The 19,497-nt window shown below is 43.1% G+C and carries 19 protein-coding genes, 3 tRNA genes and 1 pseudogene; 16 read left to right on the top strand and 7 right to left on the bottom strand.

What is annotated here, in order from left to right:
• The first annotated feature begins 9 nt into the window (after window positions 1-9).
• The 7 genes from rpmJ (at window position 10) to ACE01R_RS09570 (ending at window position 4,742) form a co-directional block, all read left to right on the top strand.
• Window positions 10-126, top strand: coding sequence for a 50S ribosomal protein L36 (gene rpmJ, locus ACE01R_RS09600; protein WP_000867907.1), 117 nt, complete (start codon window positions 10-12; stop codon window positions 124-126).
• Between the two features lie 106 nt (window positions 127-232).
• Complete coding sequence (rpsM, locus tag ACE01R_RS09595; RefSeq protein ID WP_039619811.1) at window positions 233-589, top strand: 30S ribosomal protein S13; 357 nt, start codon at window positions 233-235, stop codon at window positions 587-589.
• A gap of 19 nt (window positions 590-608) precedes the next feature.
• Complete coding sequence (gene rpsK / locus ACE01R_RS09590; protein ID WP_001040166.1) at window positions 609-995, top strand: 30S ribosomal protein S11; 387 nt, start codon at window positions 609-611, stop codon at window positions 993-995.
• A 12-nt stretch (window positions 996-1,007) separates the two neighbouring features.
• On the top strand, window positions 1,008-1,631 hold the full coding sequence (gene rpsD, locus ACE01R_RS09585; RefSeq protein ID WP_092820780.1) for a 30S ribosomal protein S4: 624 nt from the start codon (window positions 1,008-1,010) through the stop codon (window positions 1,629-1,631).
• 18 nt (window positions 1,632-1,649) lie between these two features.
• Entirely contained in the window at window positions 1,650-2,657 is a 1,008-nt protein-coding gene (locus ACE01R_RS09580) for a DNA-directed RNA polymerase subunit alpha (RefSeq protein ID WP_004869497.1), read from the top strand.
• Window positions 2,658-2,675: 18 nt separating this feature from the next.
• The gene (gene rplQ / locus ACE01R_RS09575; protein ID WP_004281488.1) at window positions 2,676-3,041 is read left to right on the top strand and encodes a 50S ribosomal protein L17; all 366 of its coding nucleotides are present in this window, start codon (window positions 2,676-2,678) and stop codon (window positions 3,039-3,041) included.
• Window positions 3,042-3,245: 204 nt separating this feature from the next.
• Window positions 3,246-4,742 (top strand): flavin-containing monooxygenase, encoded by a 1,497-nt coding sequence (locus ACE01R_RS09570; RefSeq protein WP_395550804.1) that lies wholly within the window; start codon window positions 3,246-3,248, stop codon window positions 4,740-4,742.
• Window positions 4,743-4,891: 149 nt separating this feature from the next.
• On the opposite strand, the gene ACE01R_RS09565 is transcribed toward ACE01R_RS09570, so the two are convergent.
• Complete coding sequence (locus tag ACE01R_RS09565; RefSeq protein ID WP_395550803.1) at window positions 4,892-6,064, bottom strand: acyl-CoA dehydrogenase family protein; 1,173 nt, start codon at window positions 6,062-6,064, stop codon at window positions 4,892-4,894.
• Between the two features lie 189 nt (window positions 6,065-6,253).
• On the opposite strand from ACE01R_RS09565, the gene ACE01R_RS09560 reads away from it, so the two are divergent.
• From ACE01R_RS09560 to ACE01R_RS09540, 5 genes are all read left to right on the top strand, one after another.
• On the top strand, window positions 6,254-6,511 hold the full coding sequence (locus tag ACE01R_RS09560; protein WP_395550802.1) for a succinate dehydrogenase assembly factor 2: 258 nt from the start codon (window positions 6,254-6,256) through the stop codon (window positions 6,509-6,511).
• On the top strand, window positions 6,504-6,890 hold the full coding sequence (locus ACE01R_RS09555) for a hypothetical protein (RefSeq protein ID WP_395550801.1): 387 nt from the start codon (window positions 6,504-6,506) through the stop codon (window positions 6,888-6,890). Before ACE01R_RS09560 ends, ACE01R_RS09555 begins: the two co-directional genes overlap by 8 nt.
• Before the next feature lie 517 nt (window positions 6,891-7,407).
• Window positions 7,408-8,463 carry a hypothetical protein gene (locus ACE01R_RS09550; RefSeq protein WP_395550800.1) on the top strand — a complete coding sequence of 352 codons (1,056 nt, stop codon included), beginning with the start codon at window positions 7,408-7,410 and terminating at the stop codon, window positions 8,461-8,463.
• Window positions 8,464-8,553: 90 nt separating this feature from the next.
• Window positions 8,554-9,123, top strand: a complete 570-nt coding sequence (gene rrtA / locus ACE01R_RS09545; protein WP_395550799.1) for a rhombosortase — start codon at window positions 8,554-8,556, stop codon at window positions 9,121-9,123.
• 186 nt (window positions 9,124-9,309) lie between these two features.
• Window positions 9,310-11,508 carry a TRAP transporter large permease subunit gene (locus ACE01R_RS09540; RefSeq protein WP_395550798.1) on the top strand — a complete coding sequence of 733 codons (2,199 nt, stop codon included), beginning with the start codon at window positions 9,310-9,312 and terminating at the stop codon, window positions 11,506-11,508.
• 63 nt (window positions 11,509-11,571) lie between these two features.
• On the opposite strand, the gene ACE01R_RS09535 is transcribed toward ACE01R_RS09540, so the two are convergent.
• The 5 genes from ACE01R_RS09535 to rnr form a co-directional block, all read right to left on the bottom strand.
• Window positions 11,572-12,444: a DMT family transporter gene (locus tag ACE01R_RS09535; RefSeq protein WP_395550797.1), complete on the bottom strand. Its 873-nt coding sequence runs from the start codon at window positions 12,442-12,444 to the stop codon at window positions 11,572-11,574.
• Window positions 12,445-12,500: 56 nt separating this feature from the next.
• The gene (locus ACE01R_RS09530; protein WP_395550796.1) at window positions 12,501-12,929 is read right to left on the bottom strand and encodes a hypothetical protein; all 429 of its coding nucleotides are present in this window, start codon (window positions 12,927-12,929) and stop codon (window positions 12,501-12,503) included.
• A gap of 13 nt (window positions 12,930-12,942) precedes the next feature.
• Window positions 12,943-13,152 carry a YheV family putative zinc ribbon protein gene (locus tag ACE01R_RS09525; RefSeq protein ID WP_395550908.1) on the bottom strand — a complete coding sequence of 70 codons (210 nt, stop codon included), beginning with the start codon at window positions 13,150-13,152 and terminating at the stop codon, window positions 12,943-12,945.
• A 41-nt stretch (window positions 13,153-13,193) separates the two neighbouring features.
• Window positions 13,194-15,233: a M3 family metallopeptidase gene (locus tag ACE01R_RS09520; RefSeq protein WP_395550795.1), complete on the bottom strand. Its 2,040-nt coding sequence runs from the start codon at window positions 15,231-15,233 to the stop codon at window positions 13,194-13,196.
• 154 nt (window positions 15,234-15,387) lie between these two features.
• Window positions 15,388-17,808 (bottom strand): ribonuclease R, encoded by a 2,421-nt coding sequence (gene rnr / locus ACE01R_RS09515; RefSeq protein WP_395550906.1) that lies wholly within the window; start codon window positions 17,806-17,808, stop codon window positions 15,388-15,390.
• Window positions 17,809-18,072: 264 nt separating this feature from the next.
• Between rnr and ACE01R_RS09510 the strand changes: the two genes are divergently transcribed.
• The 4 genes from ACE01R_RS09510 (at window position 18,073) to ACE01R_RS09495 (ending at window position 19,142) form a co-directional block, all read left to right on the top strand.
• A tRNA-Ser gene (locus tag ACE01R_RS09510) sits at window positions 18,073-18,164 on the top strand.
• A 15-nt stretch (window positions 18,165-18,179) separates the two neighbouring features.
• A tRNA-Arg gene (locus ACE01R_RS09505) sits at window positions 18,180-18,256 on the top strand.
• 48 nt (window positions 18,257-18,304) lie between these two features.
• A tRNA-Arg gene (locus ACE01R_RS09500) sits at window positions 18,305-18,381 on the top strand.
• 155 nt (window positions 18,382-18,536) lie between these two features.
• Window positions 18,537-19,142 (top strand): dihydrofolate reductase family protein, encoded by a 606-nt coding sequence (locus ACE01R_RS09495; protein WP_395550793.1) that lies wholly within the window; start codon window positions 18,537-18,539, stop codon window positions 19,140-19,142.
• Window positions 19,143-19,395: 253 nt separating this feature from the next.
• Here the strand turns inward: ACE01R_RS09495 and ACE01R_RS09490 are convergent.
• Window positions 19,396-19,497: pseudogene (locus tag ACE01R_RS09490) on the bottom strand (IS5/IS1182 family transposase); the annotation flags it as partial.

The following is a 19,497-nucleotide window of genomic DNA, read 5'->3' as shown; positions in this document are numbered from 1 at the left end:
GGTTTCATCATGAAAGTACAAGCTTCTGTTAAAAAAATTTGTGGTAGCTGTAAAGTTATCCGTCGTAATGGGGTTATCCGCGTGATTTGTAGCGCTGAACCTCGTCATAAGCAGCGTCAAGGTTAATCTAATCAAGACCTGTTGATTTCAGTAGGCTAATTAGGTTATTATCCGCCCCTCAAGATATTTGTGGGGCGGTTGATTATCTCTACTGCCTTTTTGGAGAAAGTGAATGGCTCGTATTGCCGGTGTAAACATTCCGGATAACAAGCATGCTGTTATCTCCCTCACGTATATTTTTGGTATCGGTCGCCACACTGCTAAGAACATCTTAGCTGCTGTTGGTATTGCACCAACTACTAAGATCCGTGAATTGGATGATGCTCAGCTTGATGCGATTCGTGCAGAAATTACCAAGGTTCCGACCGAAGGTGATTTACGTCGCGAAATTTCCATGAACATTAAACGTTTAATGGATTTAGGCTGCTACCGCGGTCTTCGTCATCGTCGCAGCTTGCCTGTCCGTGGACAACGCACCAAAACTAACGCACGTACCCGTAAAGGTCCGCGCAAACCTATTAAGAAATAAGATTTCTGGAAGCTAAAAGATGGCTAAAGATACTCGCACACGCAAGAAGGTCACTCGTACCGTCTCTGAAGGTGTTGCACACATTCACGCTTCTTTTAATAACACCATTGTGACTATTACCGATCGTCAAGGTAATGCACTGGCTTGGGCTACCTCTGGTGGACAAGGCTTCCGTGGATCACGTAAATCAACTCCGTTTGCTGCTCAGGTAGCTGCTGAAGTTGCTGGTAAAGCAGCTTTGGATTACGGTTTGAAAAACTTGGACGTCCTTGTAAAAGGTCCTGGTCCTGGTCGTGAGTCTGCGGTTCGTGCTTTAGGTGCAGTGGGTTATAAAATTAACAGCATTACCGATGTGACGCCAATCCCGCACAACGGTTGTCGTCCACCTAAAAAACGTCGCGTGTAAGGAGAAACATTCATGGCTCGTTATATTGGTCCAAAATGCAAACTCTCTCGCCGCGAAGGGACAGACCTGCAACTTAAATCAGGCGTTAAACCGTTTGACGTTAAGACAAAAAAACATGCTAAAGCTCCTGGCCAACATGGTCAAAGCCGTGCTAAGCAATCTGAGTACTCACTACAATTACGTGAAAAACAAAAAGTACGTCGTATGTACGGTGTGTTAGAGCGTCAATTTAGTAACTACTATAAAGAAGCTGCTCGTGTGAAAGGCGCAACAGGTGAAAACTTGTTGAAATTGCTTGAAAGCCGTCTTGATAACGTAGTTTATCGCATGGGTTTTGGTTCTACACGTGCAGAAGCTCGTCAGCTTGTATCTCACCGTAGCATTACTTTGAATGGTCGTCGTGTTAACATCGCGTCTATCCAAGTTAAAGCTGGTGATGTAATCGCGGTTCACGAAGGTGCTAAACAACAATTACGTATTAAAAGCGCAATTGAATTGGCTGCTCAACGTGGTATCCCTTCTTGGATGGAAGTTGACCATTCAAAATTAGAAGGTACGTTTAAAGCTGCACCGGATCGTTCTGATTTACCTGCTGAAATCAACGAAAGCTTGATTGTAGAATTGTATTCTAAATAATCCCTTGAGGTAGCAATAATGACGCGTACTGCAAATGAGTTTCTAACTCCGCAAGCGATCAAGGTCGAAGCGGCTAGCGGGACCTCGGCAAAAGTTATTCTGGAACCATTAGAGCGTGGCTTTGGTCATACTCTTGGTAATGCTTTACGTCGTATCCTATTATCTTCTTTACCTGGCGCTGCTGTGGTAGAAGTTGAGATAGAAGGTGTCGAGCACGAGTACAGTACCTTAGAAGGCTTGCAGCAGGACATCGTCGAGCTCTTGCTGAACCTAAAAGGATTGTCGATTAAGCTGTTCGATCAAAACGAAGCATATTTGACATTAGAAAAACAAGGTCCAGGCGATGTAACAGCTGCTGATCTTCGTTTACCTCATAATGTTGAAGTGGTAAACCCTGAGCATTTGATCGGCACGTTAAGTGCTTCAGGCAATTTAAAAATGCGCCTGAAAGTTTCTCAAGGCCGTGGTTATGAAACTTCTGACTCACGTTTCCCAGAAGGCGAGACTCGCCCTGTGGGTCGCTTACAGTTAGATGCTTCTTATAGCCCGATCAAACGTGTGTCTTACACAGTGGAAAACGCTCGTGTAGAACAACGTACTGACCTTGATAAACTGATCATTGATCTTGAAACCAACGGTACAGTTGATCCTGAAGAAGCAATCCGCAAAGCGGCAACAATCTTGCAACAACAAATTGCAATTTTTGTTGATCTTCAGAAAGATCAAGCTCCTGTTGCTCAAGAGCCTCGCGAAGAAGTGGATCCAATCTTGCTTCGTCCAGTAGATGATCTAGAGCTTACTGTTCGTTCTGCTAACTGTTTGAAAGCAGAAAATATTTACTACATCGGTGATTTGGTTCAACGTACTGAAGTTGAGTTGTTAAAAACTCCTAACCTAGGTAAAAAATCGTTAACTGAAATCAAAGATGTTCTGGCTTCTAAAGGCTTACAACTCGGCATGCGTTTAGAGAACTGGCCACCAGCTAGTCTCCGTATGGACGATCGTTTCGCCTATCGTAGCCGTTAATTAAGTAGGACTATCACCATGCGTCATCGTAATAGTGGTGTGAAATTAGGCCGTACAAGCAGTCATCGTAAAGCGATGTTCCAAAACATGGCTAACTCTTTGTTCGAGCACGAGTTGATTAAAACAACTGTGCCTAAAGCTAAAGAGTTACGTCGTGTAGCTGAGCCTTTAATCACTTTAGCTAAAAACGATACTGTTGCAAACCGTCGTTTAGCGTTTGCTCGTACTCGTTCAGCAGCAACTGTTGGTAAATTATTTACCGTTCTTGGCCCTCGTTACAAAGAACGTAACGGCGGTTATCTACGTGTTCTTAAAGCGGGCTTCCGTGCAGGTGATGCTGCACCGATGGCTTACGTTGAGCTAGTAGATCGCGAAGTTAACTAATTTCGCAAGAATAGCTTCAGTTGTTCTAAAAAAAGACCGGTGTTTCACCGGTCTTTTTTTATGCCTGGTGTTTTTTATTGTTATACAATATAAACATTTGTCCTGAACTAACATACTTTTTATCAGATTTAAGAAAACTTGACATTGCATATTGTCAACTTTGTGGTTTAATAAAATAAAGTTTAAGCAGGTTATAAAAAGAACATGGAAAAACATATTGATATCTTGATTGTTGGTGCTGGTATCTCCGGTATTGGGTTGGCTGCACATCTTTTAAAGAATTGCCCACAACGCCAGTTTGAAATTATTGAGCGTCGTGAAAGTTTTGGTGGAACTTGGGATTTATTCAAGTATCCGGGTATTCGTTCCGATTCCGATATGTCGACCTTTGGTTTCAATTTTAAGCCTTGGCAAAAAGACAGCGTCTTGGCTGATGGTCCATCCATCAAGAATTATTTGGCTGAAGTGATTGATGAGTATCAGCTTAAAAGTAAAATCCATTTTCAGCATCGGGTTTTAGCTGCAAATTATGATTCGGCCGCTAAAAAATGGGTGGTTGAAATTGAAGATGCAGCCAAGAAAAAGCAAACCTGGGTGGCAAATTTTGTTCTAGGTTGTACGGGTTACTATAATTATGATCAAGGGTTTCAGCCTGAATTTCCAAATCAATCTGCGTTCAAGGGTGTTTTTATTCATCCGCAACACTGGCCTGAGCAGTTAGATTATTCTGGTAAAAAGGTCGTGATTATTGGTAGTGGAGCAACCGCGATTACTTTGGTTCCTGCAATGGCGAAAGGTGGGGCGGGACATGTCACCATGTTGCAGCGCTCTCCAACTTATATCGCTTCGGTTCCATCTATTGATGTGGTTTACGACAAAATGCGTAAAGTATTACCGGAAGATCTGGCCTATAAATTAACGCGTGCACGTAATATTGGTATGCAACGCGGTATTTATGCCTTGGCACAGAAACAGCCGAAACTGCTCAAGAAGCTTTTGCTGAATGCGGTGAAATTCCAGCTCAAGGGTAAAGTGGATATGAAGCATTTTACTCCAAACTATGAGCCTTGGGATCAGCGTCTGTGTGTGGTACCGGATGGTGACCTGTTTAAGATTCTGCGTGAAGGCCGTGCTTCAGTTGAAACGGATCAAATTGAAAAATTTACTGAAACGGGTATTCAGTTAAAGTCAGGTAAACATTTGGATGCGGATATTATCGTTTCTGCAACCGGATTGAATATTCAAATTTTAGGTGGAATTCAGGCCATGATTGATGGCAAGCCAATGAATACTTCTAAACATATGCTGTATCAGGGCATCATGGTGAGTGATGTGCCGAACATGGCGATGATTATTGGCTATATCAATGCCTCCTGGACGCTGAAAGTCGATATTGCAGCAGATTATATCTGTCGTATGATCAATTATATGGACAAAAATGGCTATGATGAAGTGATCCCACAAGGCGATGCGACCGAGCTGATGGAAGATACGGTGATGGGCAGTCTGACTTCGGGTTATATTGCTCGTGCGGCTGATGTCATGCCGAAACAGGGCAAGCATGCACCTTGGAGTGTATCCAATAATTATCTGGCTGACCGTAAACAGTTAAAGCATGCACGCTTTGATGATGCTGTGCTTAAATTTCATAAACGTGAGCAAAAAGACAATAAAAGCGTGACCCCGCGTTTAGTCTCATAATCGACTATCATTATTTTTTGAAAAAGGAGCATGTATGCTCCTTTTTTTATGGATATTGAACCATAAGTAGAGGTTGTCAGTTTTTATTCTGATGAAAAAACTATAAGAGGGACCAACAAGAATTAAGTCTGCATAAAAATAAATATTGATTATAGTGAACGTGAAATCAATTCTTTCATAATTTCATTGGTGCCGGCATAAATGCGATTGGCACGGTTATCGACATAGGCACGTGCAATCGGGTATTCCATCATGTAGCCATAACCACCATGCAGTTGCAGGCATTCATCCACAACTTTGGAAAACATTTCGGAAATTTTGTATTTTGCTGCTGCAGCTGCATCAATCCCTAGTTTTTCTTCAAGCTGTAATTCCATACAACGGTCTAAATACGCACGACAAAAATCGATTTCGGTACGTAATTCAGCCAGCTTAAAGCGGGTATTTTGAAAAGCACTGATCGGCTTACCAAAGGCTTGACGCTGTTTGGTATATTGCACGGTATGTGCAAAAGCAGCTTCGGCACCCGCCTGACAAATGATGGCGACCAGCATGCGCTCCCAGGCCAGTTCTTTCATTAGCATCATGAAGCCCATACCTTCCATCCCTAAAAGGTTTTCTTTCGGCACGCGAACATTATCAAAGAACAATTCACAGGTATCTTGTCCTTTCATGCCGATTTTATTTAAAGGTTTGCCCTTGCTGAAACCGGCACGATCCGCCTCAACCATGATTAAGGACAGATTGGCTGAGCCTTTATCGCTGCTACCGGTTTTGCAGACTACAATCGCCATGTCGCACAGGTAACCATTGGTGATAAAGATTTTGGAACCATTGATGACATAATCATCGCCATCCAGTATTGCGCTGGTGTGTACAGCTTGCAGGTCAGATCCAGTTCCAGGTTCGGTCATGGCAATGGCGGTAACGACTTCACCGCTAGCCATTTTCGGTAACCATTGCTGCTTCTGTTGTTCATTGCCAAAATTGAAGATGTAATTGGCCACAATATCCGAATGTAGCGAAAAGCCTGTGGATGAATCCATGGCATAAGCCTGTTCTTCAATCAGGATCATGCTGTAAAGACGATCTACCCCCGAACCTCCGTATTGTTCTGGCATGGTGGCACAGAGTAAGCCCATTGCACCGGCCTTGTTCCATAAATCTCGGTCGACATGCTGCTGCTGTTCATATTTGGCAGTATTTGGTACGACTTCCTTTTCATAAAATTTGCGTACAGTTTCACGGAAAGCTTCATGCTCGGCATTAAACAAATGACGGGGTAACATATTGGCTAAAGGTCGAATCGCAGCTGATTGCATTATTATTGTGTCCATCTACAAATGTGTTGTTCGATAAAAATTAGAAGATTGCTGAAGCAGTGACAATGAGATGAATGCTCAAATCTAGCGTTACAATGATGAATTTGGTCAATTCAGGAAAATGAGTCGAAATAGAGGGGATGGATAGGGTAAACTAGCAAAAAATTTCACATTGTTGGGGAGCTAGCTATGAGCGAAGAAATCAGCTTGGAAGAACGTAAAGTCATTTATCGTGCTCGTCGCGGTTTAAAAGAGATTGATGTTTATTTTGACCCCTATGTAAAAAATTATTATCTACAGGCAGATGCAGCAGAAAAAGAAGTGTTCGCGGAGTTGGTCGCGCAAGAAGACCCAGACCTGCTAGATTGGTTTATGGAAGTCTCTGAACCACCACGTCCGGAAATGAGAGCCTTGATTGTTAAGTTGAAACATTACGTCCATGGCTAATCGTAGTTTTCAGTTGAAACGCAGCCGTTTGGCATTTGTATTTCAGCTGACTGTTTTTACTTTACTCATTGTTCTTTTGCAGCAACTCTTGCCGGCATGGCTATGGTTGCTGTGTATCTTGTTGGGTGTGCTGACCTATGCCTATGGCTTGAAAGTACCTCAACCGATATGTTTTGAACATTTGCATGCACGTGAATGGTCATTGTCCCATTTAAAATCGCATCAGGTTAAACGTGTTTCGATTAGTCATTTAATTGATCATCAGCTTTATATTGTGGTGTATTTTCAGCATTTTCATGAAAAGCCGCTATTGATCTGGGTTGATCAGTTACCTTTTCAGCAATGGAAAGCACTGAAAAAGCTGGCTAAATTGACCTGATTGTTAGACAGTGGTATAGAATTTATTTTAATTAAAATATTGATAATAAACAATATAATTGTAAGAATTTGCTTTTTGTAAGACAGTTTTATGAGAAAAATAACAAATATTTCAATTGTCAGACAATTTTCCAGCGAAATTAATTAAGCAAAATGTAAATTAAAAACACCAACAGCAAATGAGGAAATCATTATGGTGATTCCAACTTGGATGTTTCTGATGGTAGCAATTGTCTTGGCAATTGTTATTGGACGACTGGGAACAGTGCTGAAGGATCGATTTGCACAACATTAAAGCCACCAGGCTTTGACCCCTTGATAAGTAGCATGTGCCGAACCGTCGCAATGCTACTTTTTTTTGCCCAAAATTTTTAACTTGATGGAATACAGTCAATTTTCCGTACGTCATTTCATGGCAAAGTATCAAACCGAATTAGAGTAAATACTCTTTTATTCAGATTTCGCATCTGATATGTTTAGTTGCTATGGACATAAACACAATTATAGAGGACAGGAAAATGTCGCAAGTCCAAAAAATATGCCAGGGTATGGCAGTTGTCATCATTACAAGTTCTTTATTATCAGGTTGTTCTCAAGTGGTTAAATCAGGGGCAAATATTGCTCTAGGTTTTAGTGAGAAACATATTGTACCGCCTATCTTGGCCATGGATGATGCAGATATGGCGTGTAATTCAGGCAATGCTTTAACACCAGCCATTATGTCAACCAAAGATATGGGGGCAGATCCAACCCGTATTGCTGTACTTTTATATGCTTCATCAGGAATTTGTGCCGAAAATCAGGCTCTGGAAGCAGAATTGGATTATTTACGCGCCTCTAAAGCAGGACGGGTTTCAGAAGCACAAGATGCCCGTATCCAGCAAAAACGCTGGGCTGCAATTGCTGCACAGCGTCAGTATGCAGGCTACCAGCTTTTAGAAAAGCGTTGGGAAGCAAAATATAATAAGGCCTTGGGTGATGGATGCCCAAAAATGAAAAGTGACCTCGATCAAACCGTGTATTTAATGGGGATGATCAGTGGTTTACAGGCCATGACCAATGACATTAATTCTGGCGGTGCAGTCAATGTACCGAAAGATATTGCTGCAGTGGTGGAACGCGGGATGGTGTGTCTGGATAATGCCAAATTCTGGGGTGCGCCAGAAGCGGCACGTGCAGTCATCTGGACCTTATTGCCTGGTGCAGGTGATGGTAAGCCCGATCCTTATCAGACTTTAAAACAGTCGGTACAACTGGGTGAACAAAAAGGCGTACGCCTGTCACATGCCCTGTATGCAGTCGCAGCTCAAGCCAGTGGTGATGATGCCAAGATTCGCGATGCACTGAAAGCATTTGCTACTGCCCGCTCTGAAGAAAAACCGGTTAATCCCAAATTCAGACTTGTAGACAGCATGGCGCAAAATATGGTGCAGGGTATTTCAGACCGTTACTGGACTGAACATACCGGAATCCGTTCGAGTGATGATGGCATGCAACGTTTCTGGGATGATCAAGATAATTCCTCAGAACTGGATGATTTATTTACTGAAAATGAGAGTGCAGCATCCTCTTAAATTGGATAGGATGAAAGAGGATACAAGAAAAAGATTGGCTGGAATGATGTTTTATTTTTAATCCATCATTTCTAAGCTAGGAGCATGCCAATGAAAGACCAGTTCCTGATGCAAAAAATTATTTTTATTGCATTTGTAATGTCTTTTTCGGCATGCCTTCAAGTTTTTGCAGATTCATTTATCTATTGGCAAGCCGGATTATTTAAAGAATTCTGGCGTTTATGGACTGCACATTGGGTGCATGTGGGATGGATCCATTATCTGCTTAATATGCTGGCTTTTGCCTGCTTACCTTTCATTTTCCCACGCGTCAAAATCTGGCATTTCATTGCTTTACTTTTATTGCTTCCGCCATTTATCAGCCTGTGTTTTTATTATTTCTTTCCCGATATAGAAGCTTATGCGGGCTTGTCTGGGGTTTTACATGGGGCTTATGTCACCGTTGCCTGTGTGCATCTGCTGTACAGGAAAGAACGCAATTTTGCTGCCTTGGTATTGTGCCTGATTCTAGGGAAACTGTTTTGGGAAAATACCGTGGGCAGTGTCAGCACAGCAGAACTCATTGGTAGTCCAGTCTTGGTCGAAGCGCATTTATTAGGCGTTATTGGGGGGGTGGGAATCGCCTTAGCCTATGTTTTATGGGAATATTTCGTTGAATAGTGGTGAGATTGACATTTAAAACAGAAAAGAAAATACATATTGTCATTTTCATTGATATCGAGTTAATGCAAATTTGTTCATAAGAATAAAGAGATTGAATAGAGAAAGGGTATTTTCTATTCATAAAAAGTAAAGTTGGCATTGCTGAAGCTGTGGCAATGACCAAAATAAAAAATAGGAATGCACATGCAAAATGATGAAAATAACAGATCAGGATTAGGTCTGTTACGTTATATATGGACAGAGTGGATCTCGACTTTTGTCATTCTCTTACTACTTTTGCTCACACTCATCATTGGTACTGGTGAGATGATTCATGGTCAGCTATTACGTGTCGGTGAACGTTTGTATGGCAATGAAGACATTGGTATGCAATATTCTTTTTTGCGTGCAGAACCCACCAAGCCAAGCTGTGATTTACATCCGGATATTGATGCACAAGTACAAAAGCAAATGAAAGCCAATGCCAACGATGAGTTTGCCGATATTTTCGGAACCACATCGGAAGCAGATGTACGGGCTTCAGTCTTGGCAGGACAGCAACAGTGCCAGGAAAAGTATCAGTTCTATGACAAAGCCATTAAGTATATGGATGAACATCCAACGATAAGAAGCTATCGTACTCTGGAAACTTCATTCTTTGGTATTTTTAAATTTGGTACAGAAAACCGGGTCATTATTTTATTACTGATGGTTGTGGTTGCTGCAATCACCGCTTCAGTGAAGTTTCATCATATTGGCTTACGTGCGCCAACCACCAAGCTGGATTATCGGGTTTATGCCCTGTTTATGGCATTGGGTAATGGTCTGCTAACTTCATCGGTACTCAGTCAATACCATTCCATTATCAATTCAGGTGTGACTTCGACTTATGAAACACTGACCGTTTACTGGCTGTGGATTTTCCTATTTATTACCTTGACCCTGATCAGTCTGTTACAACTCTTTACCCCCCCTGTGGCCAAACAGGAAGGTAAGGGCAATCTGGGTCTGGCTTTACTAAGTGTGCCTTTATATGCCTACATGGCATTGGTGACCGGGCTTGTGTTTACCTTTGTCATGGATTATCCAATGGGGCAAGGGATTTACCTCGGAATTCTGGTGGAATTCTCTGGCATTTTCTTAAACCTGGCCCTGTTTATCTGGGCGGGTATGCTATTGACCCAAACCCGGGTGATGGATTTATTCCTCGGTATTTTACGTCCCTGGAATCTGGCACCTGAAACCCTGACCTGGCTAATTTTAATTGCTGCTGCGATTCCAACGGCGTATACCGGTGCTTCCGGGATTTTCGTTGTGGCAGCAGGTGCGATTATTTATAAGGAAGTATGGAACTCGGGTTCTCGCCGTCAATATGCCTTGGCTGTTTCAGCTATGTCAGGCTCGTTGGGGGTGGTGATTCGTCCATGCTTGCTGGTGATTCTGATTTCGATGCTCGACAGCCGACATGTGACTTCAGATGAACTGTTTGATCACGGGATCTATGTATTCTGGTTGACGGCTTTGATTTTCCTGGGGGTATCACTCTACCTTGCAGAAACGCGTTTCCGTGTGAATTCGCCTAAAGTGGCGGTGCCGGGCATGCTGAAAGCGATTGTGCCAGTGATTCCTTATATCGTGATTACCATTGTGGTCATTTTAATGTATACCCTGGGTCTAGATACCCAAATGGATGAGTTCACTGCTCCGGTGATTCTGCCAATTATTCTGATTGCTTATATCATGTTTGATAAATGGTGGGGGGATCGTTTTGTGACACCACCAGACCGTCATGCCGCTTTAACTTTAGAACATGAAAAACAGTCGACCTTTATGCGCGAACATACACCGCATGGGGGAGAAAAATCACGTGGCTTTGCCCATTCAATGTGGTTTGCTTCGGCAGAAACCGTTGGACATATTGGTGCGCTGATTATCTTGATGGCCTTGTCTGCAAGTGTAGGCGGTCTGATTGAGCGTAGTGAAGTGGTTGAATTATTGCCAACGCATTTGGGCAATATCTATATTTCACTGGCCTTTATTGCACTGTTGCTGGCAATTGTCGGTATGACGACAGATCCATTTGGTGCGGTTATTCTAGTGGCTGCAACCATTGCACCGGTGGCTTATGAAAATGGTATCCATCCAATCCATTTCTGGATGATTGTACTGGTCGCATTTGAGTTGGGCTATGTATCTCCGCCAGTCGCGCTGAATCATCTCCTGACCCGAATGTCGGTGGGGGATGATGAGGTTCGGGCTGCCGATGCGGAAGCAAAGGTGAAATATACCAAGTTCTATTACCGCTATGAGCGCTGGTTATTGCCGATTATGGTGCTGTTCCCATCCTTATTGATTGTGACCTATGCACCGTATATTTTTAAAATGTTCGGTTGGTATCATTAATTCATCATGCTAAAAAAGCACCTTCGGGTGCTTTTTTTGTGACAGGAAGAACTGATCGAATGATTAGACTGAACGTTTTTGCACCAGGGGACTACAAAGGATAATGGCACTCAGAATCAGTCCGAAACCCATTAAACTATAATGATCGGGTATTTCATGCCAGAACATAAAGCCCCAGATCCCGGCAAAAATAATGGCAATATAATTCACCGGGCCAATTTGTCCGGCAGGTGTGAGTTTATAGGCATTGGACATAAAAATCTGACTGATATTAGCCAGCAGACCTGCGCCAATCAAGAAACCTAATTCAGTCCAGCTATAAGGATGCCATAGCCAGAACATCGGAATCATGGAAATGAGGGTGCCGATAAAGCAGAAATAAAACACGATTTTTTCTGGCGATTCGGTACTGGTCAGTGCCCGGACAGTGACAAAGGCCATGGCAGCCAAGAAGCTGGCACCTAGTCCAATCACCGACATCTGGTTAAACATGCCGGCATCGGGTTTGGCAACAAAGATTACACCGGCTAGCCCAATCGCTGCCGCAAGTAACATGGATGAGGTGATTTTTTCTTTCAGAAATAACCAGGCAATCAGTGGAATAAAAATAGGGGAGGAATAGGTAAATACCATGGCATTGGACAGTTTTAAATGGGCAATGGCATAAAAGAAGCCATACATGGCAATCAGTCCGATCACGGCACGCCAAGTATGCATCCAGATTTTTTCCGTTTTAAAAAAACCAATCCCCTTACTAAAAATAAGCGGCAGAAAAATAAACAGACCGACAAAATTGCGAAAAAATACAATGGTGGGATTATCTACGGTATGTGAAGCATAGCGAATACAGACGCCCATCAGGGAAAATAAAAAGGCAGAGCAGGTCAGTAAAGCAAGCGCTGTAAACAGATTCCGATTACTAGTCGGTAGGGACATGAAAAAAATCAGCTAAAAAACGTACAGATATTTTAGCTGAATATTAAACTATAAAATCATTGTTTTTGAGCCAATTGAGCTTCGAGTAATTTAATCTGTTCTTCTTTCAGGGCAATTAGATCATCGGCATCGGCATGCTGGGCTTTCAGCATGGCTTCCTGTTCGTTTAACTGGCTCTGGATATCTTCCAGTTTAGCCACTTCTTCTTTGGCGAGCGATTCATTTTCTGGAACAGCTTCTTTCAGAATTTTTTCATCTACCAGTTGAATGGTTGTCTGATCGGCTTGAGTCACCGGTTCCGCCGGTTTTACTGCGGCAGGTGCTGATTTTGAGAGGACAGTTAAACTGACTCCTTCATGTTCAGGCAGTATTTCGTTTGAAGTTGCAAAAAACCATTGATAGGCTAAAAAAAGCGCAATGATTGCAACCAGTCCCCCAGTAATGCCCAATAAAAGTTTTGGGCTATTTTTTTGATCTAATGTCATATTGAACCTGTTTTTATTTAGGCTGACGTGGTTTGAACTGAATGACACCAATCTCATCCGGCAGTTCCGGGATTTGTGGCTCATCGACATGCGTTGGCCGATTTTCGCTATAGCCACATTCGATACATTCAATCCATTCATCGTCGCCAGAAGTTAGCATGACAACCCGATCTAGCGCTTCACATTTTGGACATTTAGCACCTGCAATGAAACGACGTTTGATAGTCATCATCCTAACCTTCTGAACAATCTTAGACAGTTAGTTTAAGCGTTTTTAGAGGGGTTCGTCCAACCTTGATGACGTAATAACGCATCTATTTTTGGCTCGCGTCCGCGGAAATTGATAAATGCATCAAGTGCTGTATCTTTTCCGCCAACTGCTAGAATAAATTGGCGAAATTCTTTTCCGGTCTGAACATTAAAAATTCCTTCTTTTTCGAAACGATCAAAGGCATCACTGGCCAAAACTTCGGCCCATTTATAGGAATAATAACCCGCAGCATAGCCTCCGGCGAAAATATGGCTAAAGCTGTGTTGAAAACGGTTATAGCTTGCCGTTGGTGCAACCGCATATTTTTGACGAATTTCATCCAGCGTTGCTTGTACCTGTTCGGCATTTAAAGCGGAACTGTGCTTGTGAATTGAAAGATCAAACAAGGCAAATTCGATTTGACGCAAGGTTTGCATGCCGGACTGGAAGAAACGTGCATCCAGCAAGGATTTAAGCAAATCTTCTGGCAAATGCTGTTGGGTTTCGATGTGTTCACTAAGCAGATCCAGGCTTTCGTGATCCCAAGTCCAGAATTCCATGAACTGGCTTGGTAGCTCGACGGCATCCCAATCTACGCCGTGGGTACCTGCAACTGCAATATGGTCGACTTCGGTCAGCATATGATGCAGACCATGACCAAACTCATGGAACAAGGTATTCACTTCATCATGGGTGAGCAGGGCAGGTTGATTGCCTACTGCAGGGGTGAAGTTGCAGACCATATAGCAAATCGGTTTTTGCAGACCTTGTCGGGTTTGCATGCGTGAGCGGAACCCGCTCATCCATGCACCACCGCGTTTGCCACTACGTGCATAGAGATCGAAATAAAAACCACCGACTACCTTGCCCTGATCTTCCAGTTCAAAATAGCGTGCATCGGAATGCCAAACCGGCGCTTCACGTTCCACGATATTGATGCCATAAAGACGATTTACAATACTGAATAATCCTTGCAGGATTTTCGGTGCAGGGAAGTAAGGTTTGAGCGATTCCTGCGATAAGTTGAATTGTTGCAGTTTCAGCTTTTCAGAATAGTAGCCGGTATCCCAAGGTTGTAAAGTCAGAATACCATCCTGAATGGCAATGATTTTTAATTCGGCAATCTCTTTGCTTGCCGGTGTGCGTGCATGTTCAGCTAGATCAACCAGAAATTTATCTACAGTTGCGACATCGGGTGCCATTTTGCTCGCCAGCGATAACTCGGCATAGTTGTTGAAACCTAATAACTGTGCCATTTCATGACGCAGGCTTAAGATTTCTTCCATCACCTGAGTATTGTCAAATTCAGGATGCTCAGACAGGTCGGAAGCACGCGTGGTATAGGCTTTGTATAATTCTTCACGTAAGTCACGGTCATCGGCATAGGTCATGATGGCCAGATAAGCCGGAATGTCTAAAGTCGCGACCGGCTGATCAAGTTCACGTTGCTGACCATATTGTTTGAGTAAATCGATACTGCTTTGCGGCAAGCCTTTCAGTTGTTCTTCGGTTAGAGGCTTGAAATAGATTTGGGTGGCATCTAAAACATGATTGGAGAAGTCAGAGGATAGCTGGGACAAACGGGAAGAAATTTCAGCATAACGCTTTTTCGCTTCGCCTTCCAAAGCCACACCTGACAGTTTAAAGTCACGCAGGGCCAGTTTAATGGCACTTTGATGGGCTGCCGGCAGTGTATTAAACACAGGTGCATCATGCACGTGCTGATAGGTTTGATATAGCACCGTATGTTGACCTAGCTGAGTGTAGTATTCGCTTAATGCCGGAAGTAAAGATTGGTACAACTCACGTGTTTCCGCATTATTCATCACGGCATTGAGATGTGACAGCACACCCCAAGCTTCACTCATGTTATTTTCCAGCGTATCGACCTGTTCCAGAATATTCAGCTGTGCCTGAGCATCTTCTGGAACTGCGGTTAAATCTTTTAAAAAACTTTGTCCTTGTTGAATGGCTTGTTCAATCTGTTGTTTTAAATCAGCCAGCTGAATCTGGTCAAATTGTGGAACGGGCAAGGTTGCCTTTTCTAAAGTCATTTCTAATACGCCATATCATTTTATAAACTTAATAATAGATGTAGGGCTTGGAGAGGGGGAAATCAAGGCTTATTGTTCTTTTGGTAAATAAATACTGAGTAAGCAGGGCTTTGAATAAAAAAAGCCCTACCGAAGTAGGGCTTTTATCAGAAAATTAGTCTATCTTAGCTTTCGCATTCGACTTTTTCTTTTTCGGCTTGGATTTTTTCTTCAGCTTGTCTTTGGCTTTTGCATCTGCCTTGGCTGAAGATTTTTTATCTGACTTTTTAGCTGGTGTAGCAGATTTGGTTTTAGGCTTTTTCTTGCGAATCGGCTGTTCACCATCCTCACTCACCACGGCTTTCGCACGCGGGCTAAATACTTCCTCTGTGGTGGTCTTGGCCACACGTGGGGCACGGCTACGAATCGCCCGGCCGGCATGCGTCAGTTGCTGCAACAGTTCAAAGTCAATCTTGCGATCTTCTAAGTTAACAGCAGCGACTTTAATCTTGACTTCATCGCCCAGACTAAAGGTTTGACCACGTGCCTGACCGATTAAGCTTTGGCTTGGCTGGTCATAGACAAAATAGTCATCGCCCAGTTGGCTGACGTGGATCATGCCATCGACATAGAGGTCTTTTAAGGTTACGAACAGGCCAAATTCAGCCACGGCACTGATCACACCGACAAACTCTTCACCTAAATGCTGCTGCATATAGTGACATTTCAACCAGGTGGTGACGGAACGGGAAGCTTCATCGGCACGGCGTTCGGTTTGCGAGAAATGTTCACCGGCATCATCCAAAGCTGCACCGGAAAGCAGGAACGGCTTTTGTTTTAAATGTGCCTTGATGGCACGGTGCAATAACAAGTCCGGATAACGGCGGATCGGAGAGGTGAAATGCGTATAGGCCTCATAGGCCAAACCAAAATGTCCGGCATTACTTGCACCGTAATAGGCCTGCATCATCGAACGTAACAACACGGCATGAATGCTTGGTGCATCAATACGGTCTTTGGTGGCTTCAATCACCGCTTGATAATCTTTTTGCGTTGGTTGTTCCGGGAAAGGTAGGCCAAGCAATTTCACATATTCACGTACTTTCTGGATACGTGAAAATTCAGGTGGCTCATGCACACGGTATAACATTGGAATGTCATTTTCCAAGGCATATTCTGCAGCAGCGACGTTGGCCAGCAACATACATTCTTCAATCAGTTTATGTGCTTCGTTACGTGTACGCGGCAGAATTTCTTTAATACCACCTAGCTCATCGAAGGTCATGTAGGTTTCGACTGTTTCGAATTCCATGGCATGACGCTGCGCACGTAAACCTTTCAAGATCTGATATAGCTGGAACAGGGTGTTCAGCGATTTACGCACCTCACGATCTTCAGGAACGGCTTTGCTGTCACCATCAAAATACTGCGCCACTTGAGTATAGGTGAGACGTGCTTTGGAATGCATTACAGAAGGATAGAATTCAAAACCTGTGACACGACCAGCACGGGACAGTTTTAAATCACAAACCATACATAGTCGGTCTACATGTGGATTCAACGAGCACAAGCCATTGGAAAGTGCTTCCGGCAACATTGGCAAGACAAAATGCGGGAAATAGACTGAAGTGCCGCGTTCTTTGGCTTCATCATCCAGTGGTTTGTCGTTACGCACATAATGGCTGACGTCAGCAATGGCTACGACCACGCGGTAACCGCCACCTGGGCGTTTTTCCGCATACACAGCATCGTCAAAGTCGCGGGCATCTTCGCCGTCAATGGTGACTAGGGCCAAATCACGTAAATCGATACGGCCTTGACGATCCTGTTCATTCGGTTCTTTAAAGTGTTCTGCATCGCGAACCACTTCTTCCGGGAACTCATAAGGCAAACCAAATTCTAAAATGGTTTGTGGAATAATGATTTCGGTATCGGCCTTGTCTGCCATCGATTGCACGATATGACCAGTCGCTAGTTCTTCACGCGTTGGATAATCATCAATCGCCACGCGAACTGAATCACCCACTTTGACCTGGGCATGTTCAATCAGTTCTTTTTCCAGGGTAATCGGTTGATGGGCATTCGGATTGGCCGGCTGAATAAAGTATTCGCCGTCATGAATGGCCACTTTACCAATAATCTGTTTCACCCGATGTTGCACCACTTCGGTAATAAAACCCCAAGGCTTACCTTTGCGGTCGACCGAGGTTTGACGAACCTTGACGCGGTCGCCATTAAACACCAGACGCAGCTCGCGTTCAGGCAGTAAAAGGTCTTCATGATCGGCAATTGAGGCACTGCCCAGACCTTTGGAATTGATATACACGGTAGCTTCATGCGTCGGTTGGCTGGCTGCAAGCTGGAATTTGTAGCCATCTTTCATCAACTGGCCATCGCGAACCATGGCGATCAGGCGATGGCTGAGTGCATCAATACTTTTTTGATCTGCAATTTCAAAATGTTCCACTAAATCTGCATGTGATTGTGGTGCTTGTAATTTTTCAATCGTTTCAGAAATAAGAATACGGCTGGGAATAGGATTTTCATAGCGTTCAGCTTCGGCTTTCGCTTCAGGATCGACCCAATTTTTCATAATGTCTTTGGCTTCATGTCAGAAGATAGGATTAGCATAAGTCATGCTGCAACAGACTGCACGTAAATGATTGCAATAATGTGTTTTTCAGTTCAAATTTTAGGGTGAAGTTGAATATTTCACGGTCACCAGCCATAAAACAGACAGAAAAGGGTAGAGCAAAGTCGGAAATTGTTTAAAAAATAGATGATTGATTAAAAATATCAGAATTTTTTGAAATCTGACTTGAAGAAATGAAGTTTAATTTGTATTATGGCGGCTCGTTACGGTGAGGTGGCCGAGTGGCTGAAGGTACTCCCCTGCTAAGGGAGCGTGGGTCTTAAAGCCCACCGAGGGTTCGAATCCCTCTCTCACCGCCACGAATAACTTGAAATGCGCTCATAGCTCAGCTGGATAGAGCACTTGGCTACGAACTAAGGGGTCGGGAGTTCGAATCTCTCTGAGCGCACCAATCAAGTTAAACGTAAATGTAACGAATGCTGAAAGGCAACTCAAGTACGCGCTCATAGCTCAGCTGGATAGAGCACTTGGCTACGAACTAAGGGGTCGGGAGTTCGAATCTCTCTGAGCGCACCAACTTGAACACATCGACAGATGTAAAACTGGAAGAAACCGCTTAATTGCGGTTTTTTTGTGTCTGAAATTTGTATGTTTAAAATAAATGCAATAATAAAAATAAGTACCAGGCGACAGAATAAACAAAATAAAGGGCCAAATACGAGAAGAATAATATGAGAAAAATCATTGTTCAGGAATTTATCACTTTAGATGGTGTGATGCAGGCACCGGGCGGACCAGAAGAAGATTCATCAGGCGATTTTAAATATGGAGGCTGGGTTGCTCCTTATTTTGCAAATACCGACCCTGTGTTCGACAGGATCATGCAACAATGGATGCGTTCCACCGATATTCTGCTGGGAAAAAATACTTTTAAGATTTGGGAGCCTTACTGGCCAAGGCATGCCGAGATGTGGTCGGGAATCAATCAGGTCACCAAGTATGTGATGTCGAATAGCCTGGATCACTCGGACTGGCAAAATTCTGTTTTTTTGAAAAATGTGGATGAAGTGAAAAAGCTCAAGGCTTCAGAAGGCGGGGATATCAAGGTTCATGGCAGTGCCAATATGGCACAGACGCTTTTTACACATGATCTGGTGGATCAACTGTGTTTGATGACATTTCCAATTATCCTGGGTACAGGCAAGCGTTTATTTGCTGAAGGTTTGACTCCTGCGGCTTTTGCGTTAAGCGATAGCCTGGTCACGTCAAGTGGTGTTGTGTACACGTACTACAAGCGGGCAGGTACAGTCAAAACGGGTACGGTAGAAGTCAAATGATGACGTCATTGCTTGGTGGAATGATTTGATTCGGTGAGATAAGTTGAGATGACTTATCTAAAAAATGAGAATTTTGGAACATGTAAAACTGGAAGAAACCGTTTAACTGCGGTTTTTTTTGTGTATGAATTTTTATGGAAGATAGAATAAGTATGATAAGTTGTTAAAAAATAAAATAATTGTAAGGTTTGAAATGGATTTTGAAATTTTAAAATGGGAAAAAGTCTTTTATATAGTAGACTTCTTTCATAAATCATTTTTTACTCAGCTCCAAGTTATAGATTCCAGCAATTAAATTGAATCTCAAACCGAGTCTTTTCCCTCTATTTCGATAACGTTCGGCAAGGATCTTGAA

The sequence above is a fragment of the Acinetobacter sp. BSP-28 genome (assembly GCF_044130285.1).
GTDB lineage: Bacteria > Pseudomonadota > Gammaproteobacteria > Pseudomonadales > Moraxellaceae > Acinetobacter.
The sequence above is the reverse complement of the archived record's forward strand: the minus strand, read 5'-3'. Positions and strand labels throughout refer to the sequence as shown.

Bases quoted from the DNA above. Each gene is read 5' to 3' on its own strand.
- rpmJ (WP_000867907.1), top strand. From the start codon at position 10: ATGAAAGTACAAGCTTCTGTTAAAAAAATTTGTGGTAGCTGTAAAGTT.
- rpsM (WP_039619811.1), top strand. From the start codon at position 233: ATGGCTCGTATTGCCGGTGTAAACATTCCGGATAACAAGCATGCTGTT.
- rpsK (WP_001040166.1), top strand. From the start codon at position 609: ATGGCTAAAGATACTCGCACACGCAAGAAGGTCACTCGTACCGTCTCT.
- rpsD (WP_092820780.1), top strand. From the start codon at position 1,008: ATGGCTCGTTATATTGGTCCAAAATGCAAACTCTCTCGCCGCGAAGGG.
- ACE01R_RS09580 (WP_004869497.1), top strand. From the start codon at position 1,650: ATGACGCGTACTGCAAATGAGTTTCTAACTCCGCAAGCGATCAAGGTC.
- rplQ (WP_004281488.1), top strand. From the start codon at position 2,676: ATGCGTCATCGTAATAGTGGTGTGAAATTAGGCCGTACAAGCAGTCAT.
- ACE01R_RS09570 (WP_395550804.1), top strand. From the start codon at position 3,246: ATGGAAAAACATATTGATATCTTGATTGTTGGTGCTGGTATCTCCGGT.
- ACE01R_RS09565 (WP_395550803.1), bottom strand. From the start codon at position 6,064: ATGCAATCAGCTGCGATTCGACCTTTAGCCAATATGTTACCCCGTCAT.
- ACE01R_RS09560 (WP_395550802.1), top strand. From the start codon at position 6,254: ATGAGCGAAGAAATCAGCTTGGAAGAACGTAAAGTCATTTATCGTGCT.
- ACE01R_RS09555 (WP_395550801.1), top strand. From the start codon at position 6,504: ATGGCTAATCGTAGTTTTCAGTTGAAACGCAGCCGTTTGGCATTTGTA.
- ACE01R_RS09550 (WP_395550800.1), top strand. From the start codon at position 7,408: ATGTCGCAAGTCCAAAAAATATGCCAGGGTATGGCAGTTGTCATCATT.
- rrtA (WP_395550799.1), top strand. From the start codon at position 8,554: ATGAAAGACCAGTTCCTGATGCAAAAAATTATTTTTATTGCATTTGTA.
- ACE01R_RS09540 (WP_395550798.1), top strand. From the start codon at position 9,310: ATGCAAAATGATGAAAATAACAGATCAGGATTAGGTCTGTTACGTTAT.
- ACE01R_RS09535 (WP_395550797.1), bottom strand. From the start codon at position 12,444: ATGTCCCTACCGACTAGTAATCGGAATCTGTTTACAGCGCTTGCTTTA.
- ACE01R_RS09530 (WP_395550796.1), bottom strand. From the start codon at position 12,929: ATGACATTAGATCAAAAAAATAGCCCAAAACTTTTATTGGGCATTACT.
- ACE01R_RS09520 (WP_395550795.1), bottom strand. From the start codon at position 15,233: ATGACTTTAGAAAAGGCAACCTTGCCCGTTCCACAATTTGACCAGATT.
- ACE01R_RS09495 (WP_395550793.1), top strand. From the start codon at position 18,537: ATGAGAAAAATCATTGTTCAGGAATTTATCACTTTAGATGGTGTGATG.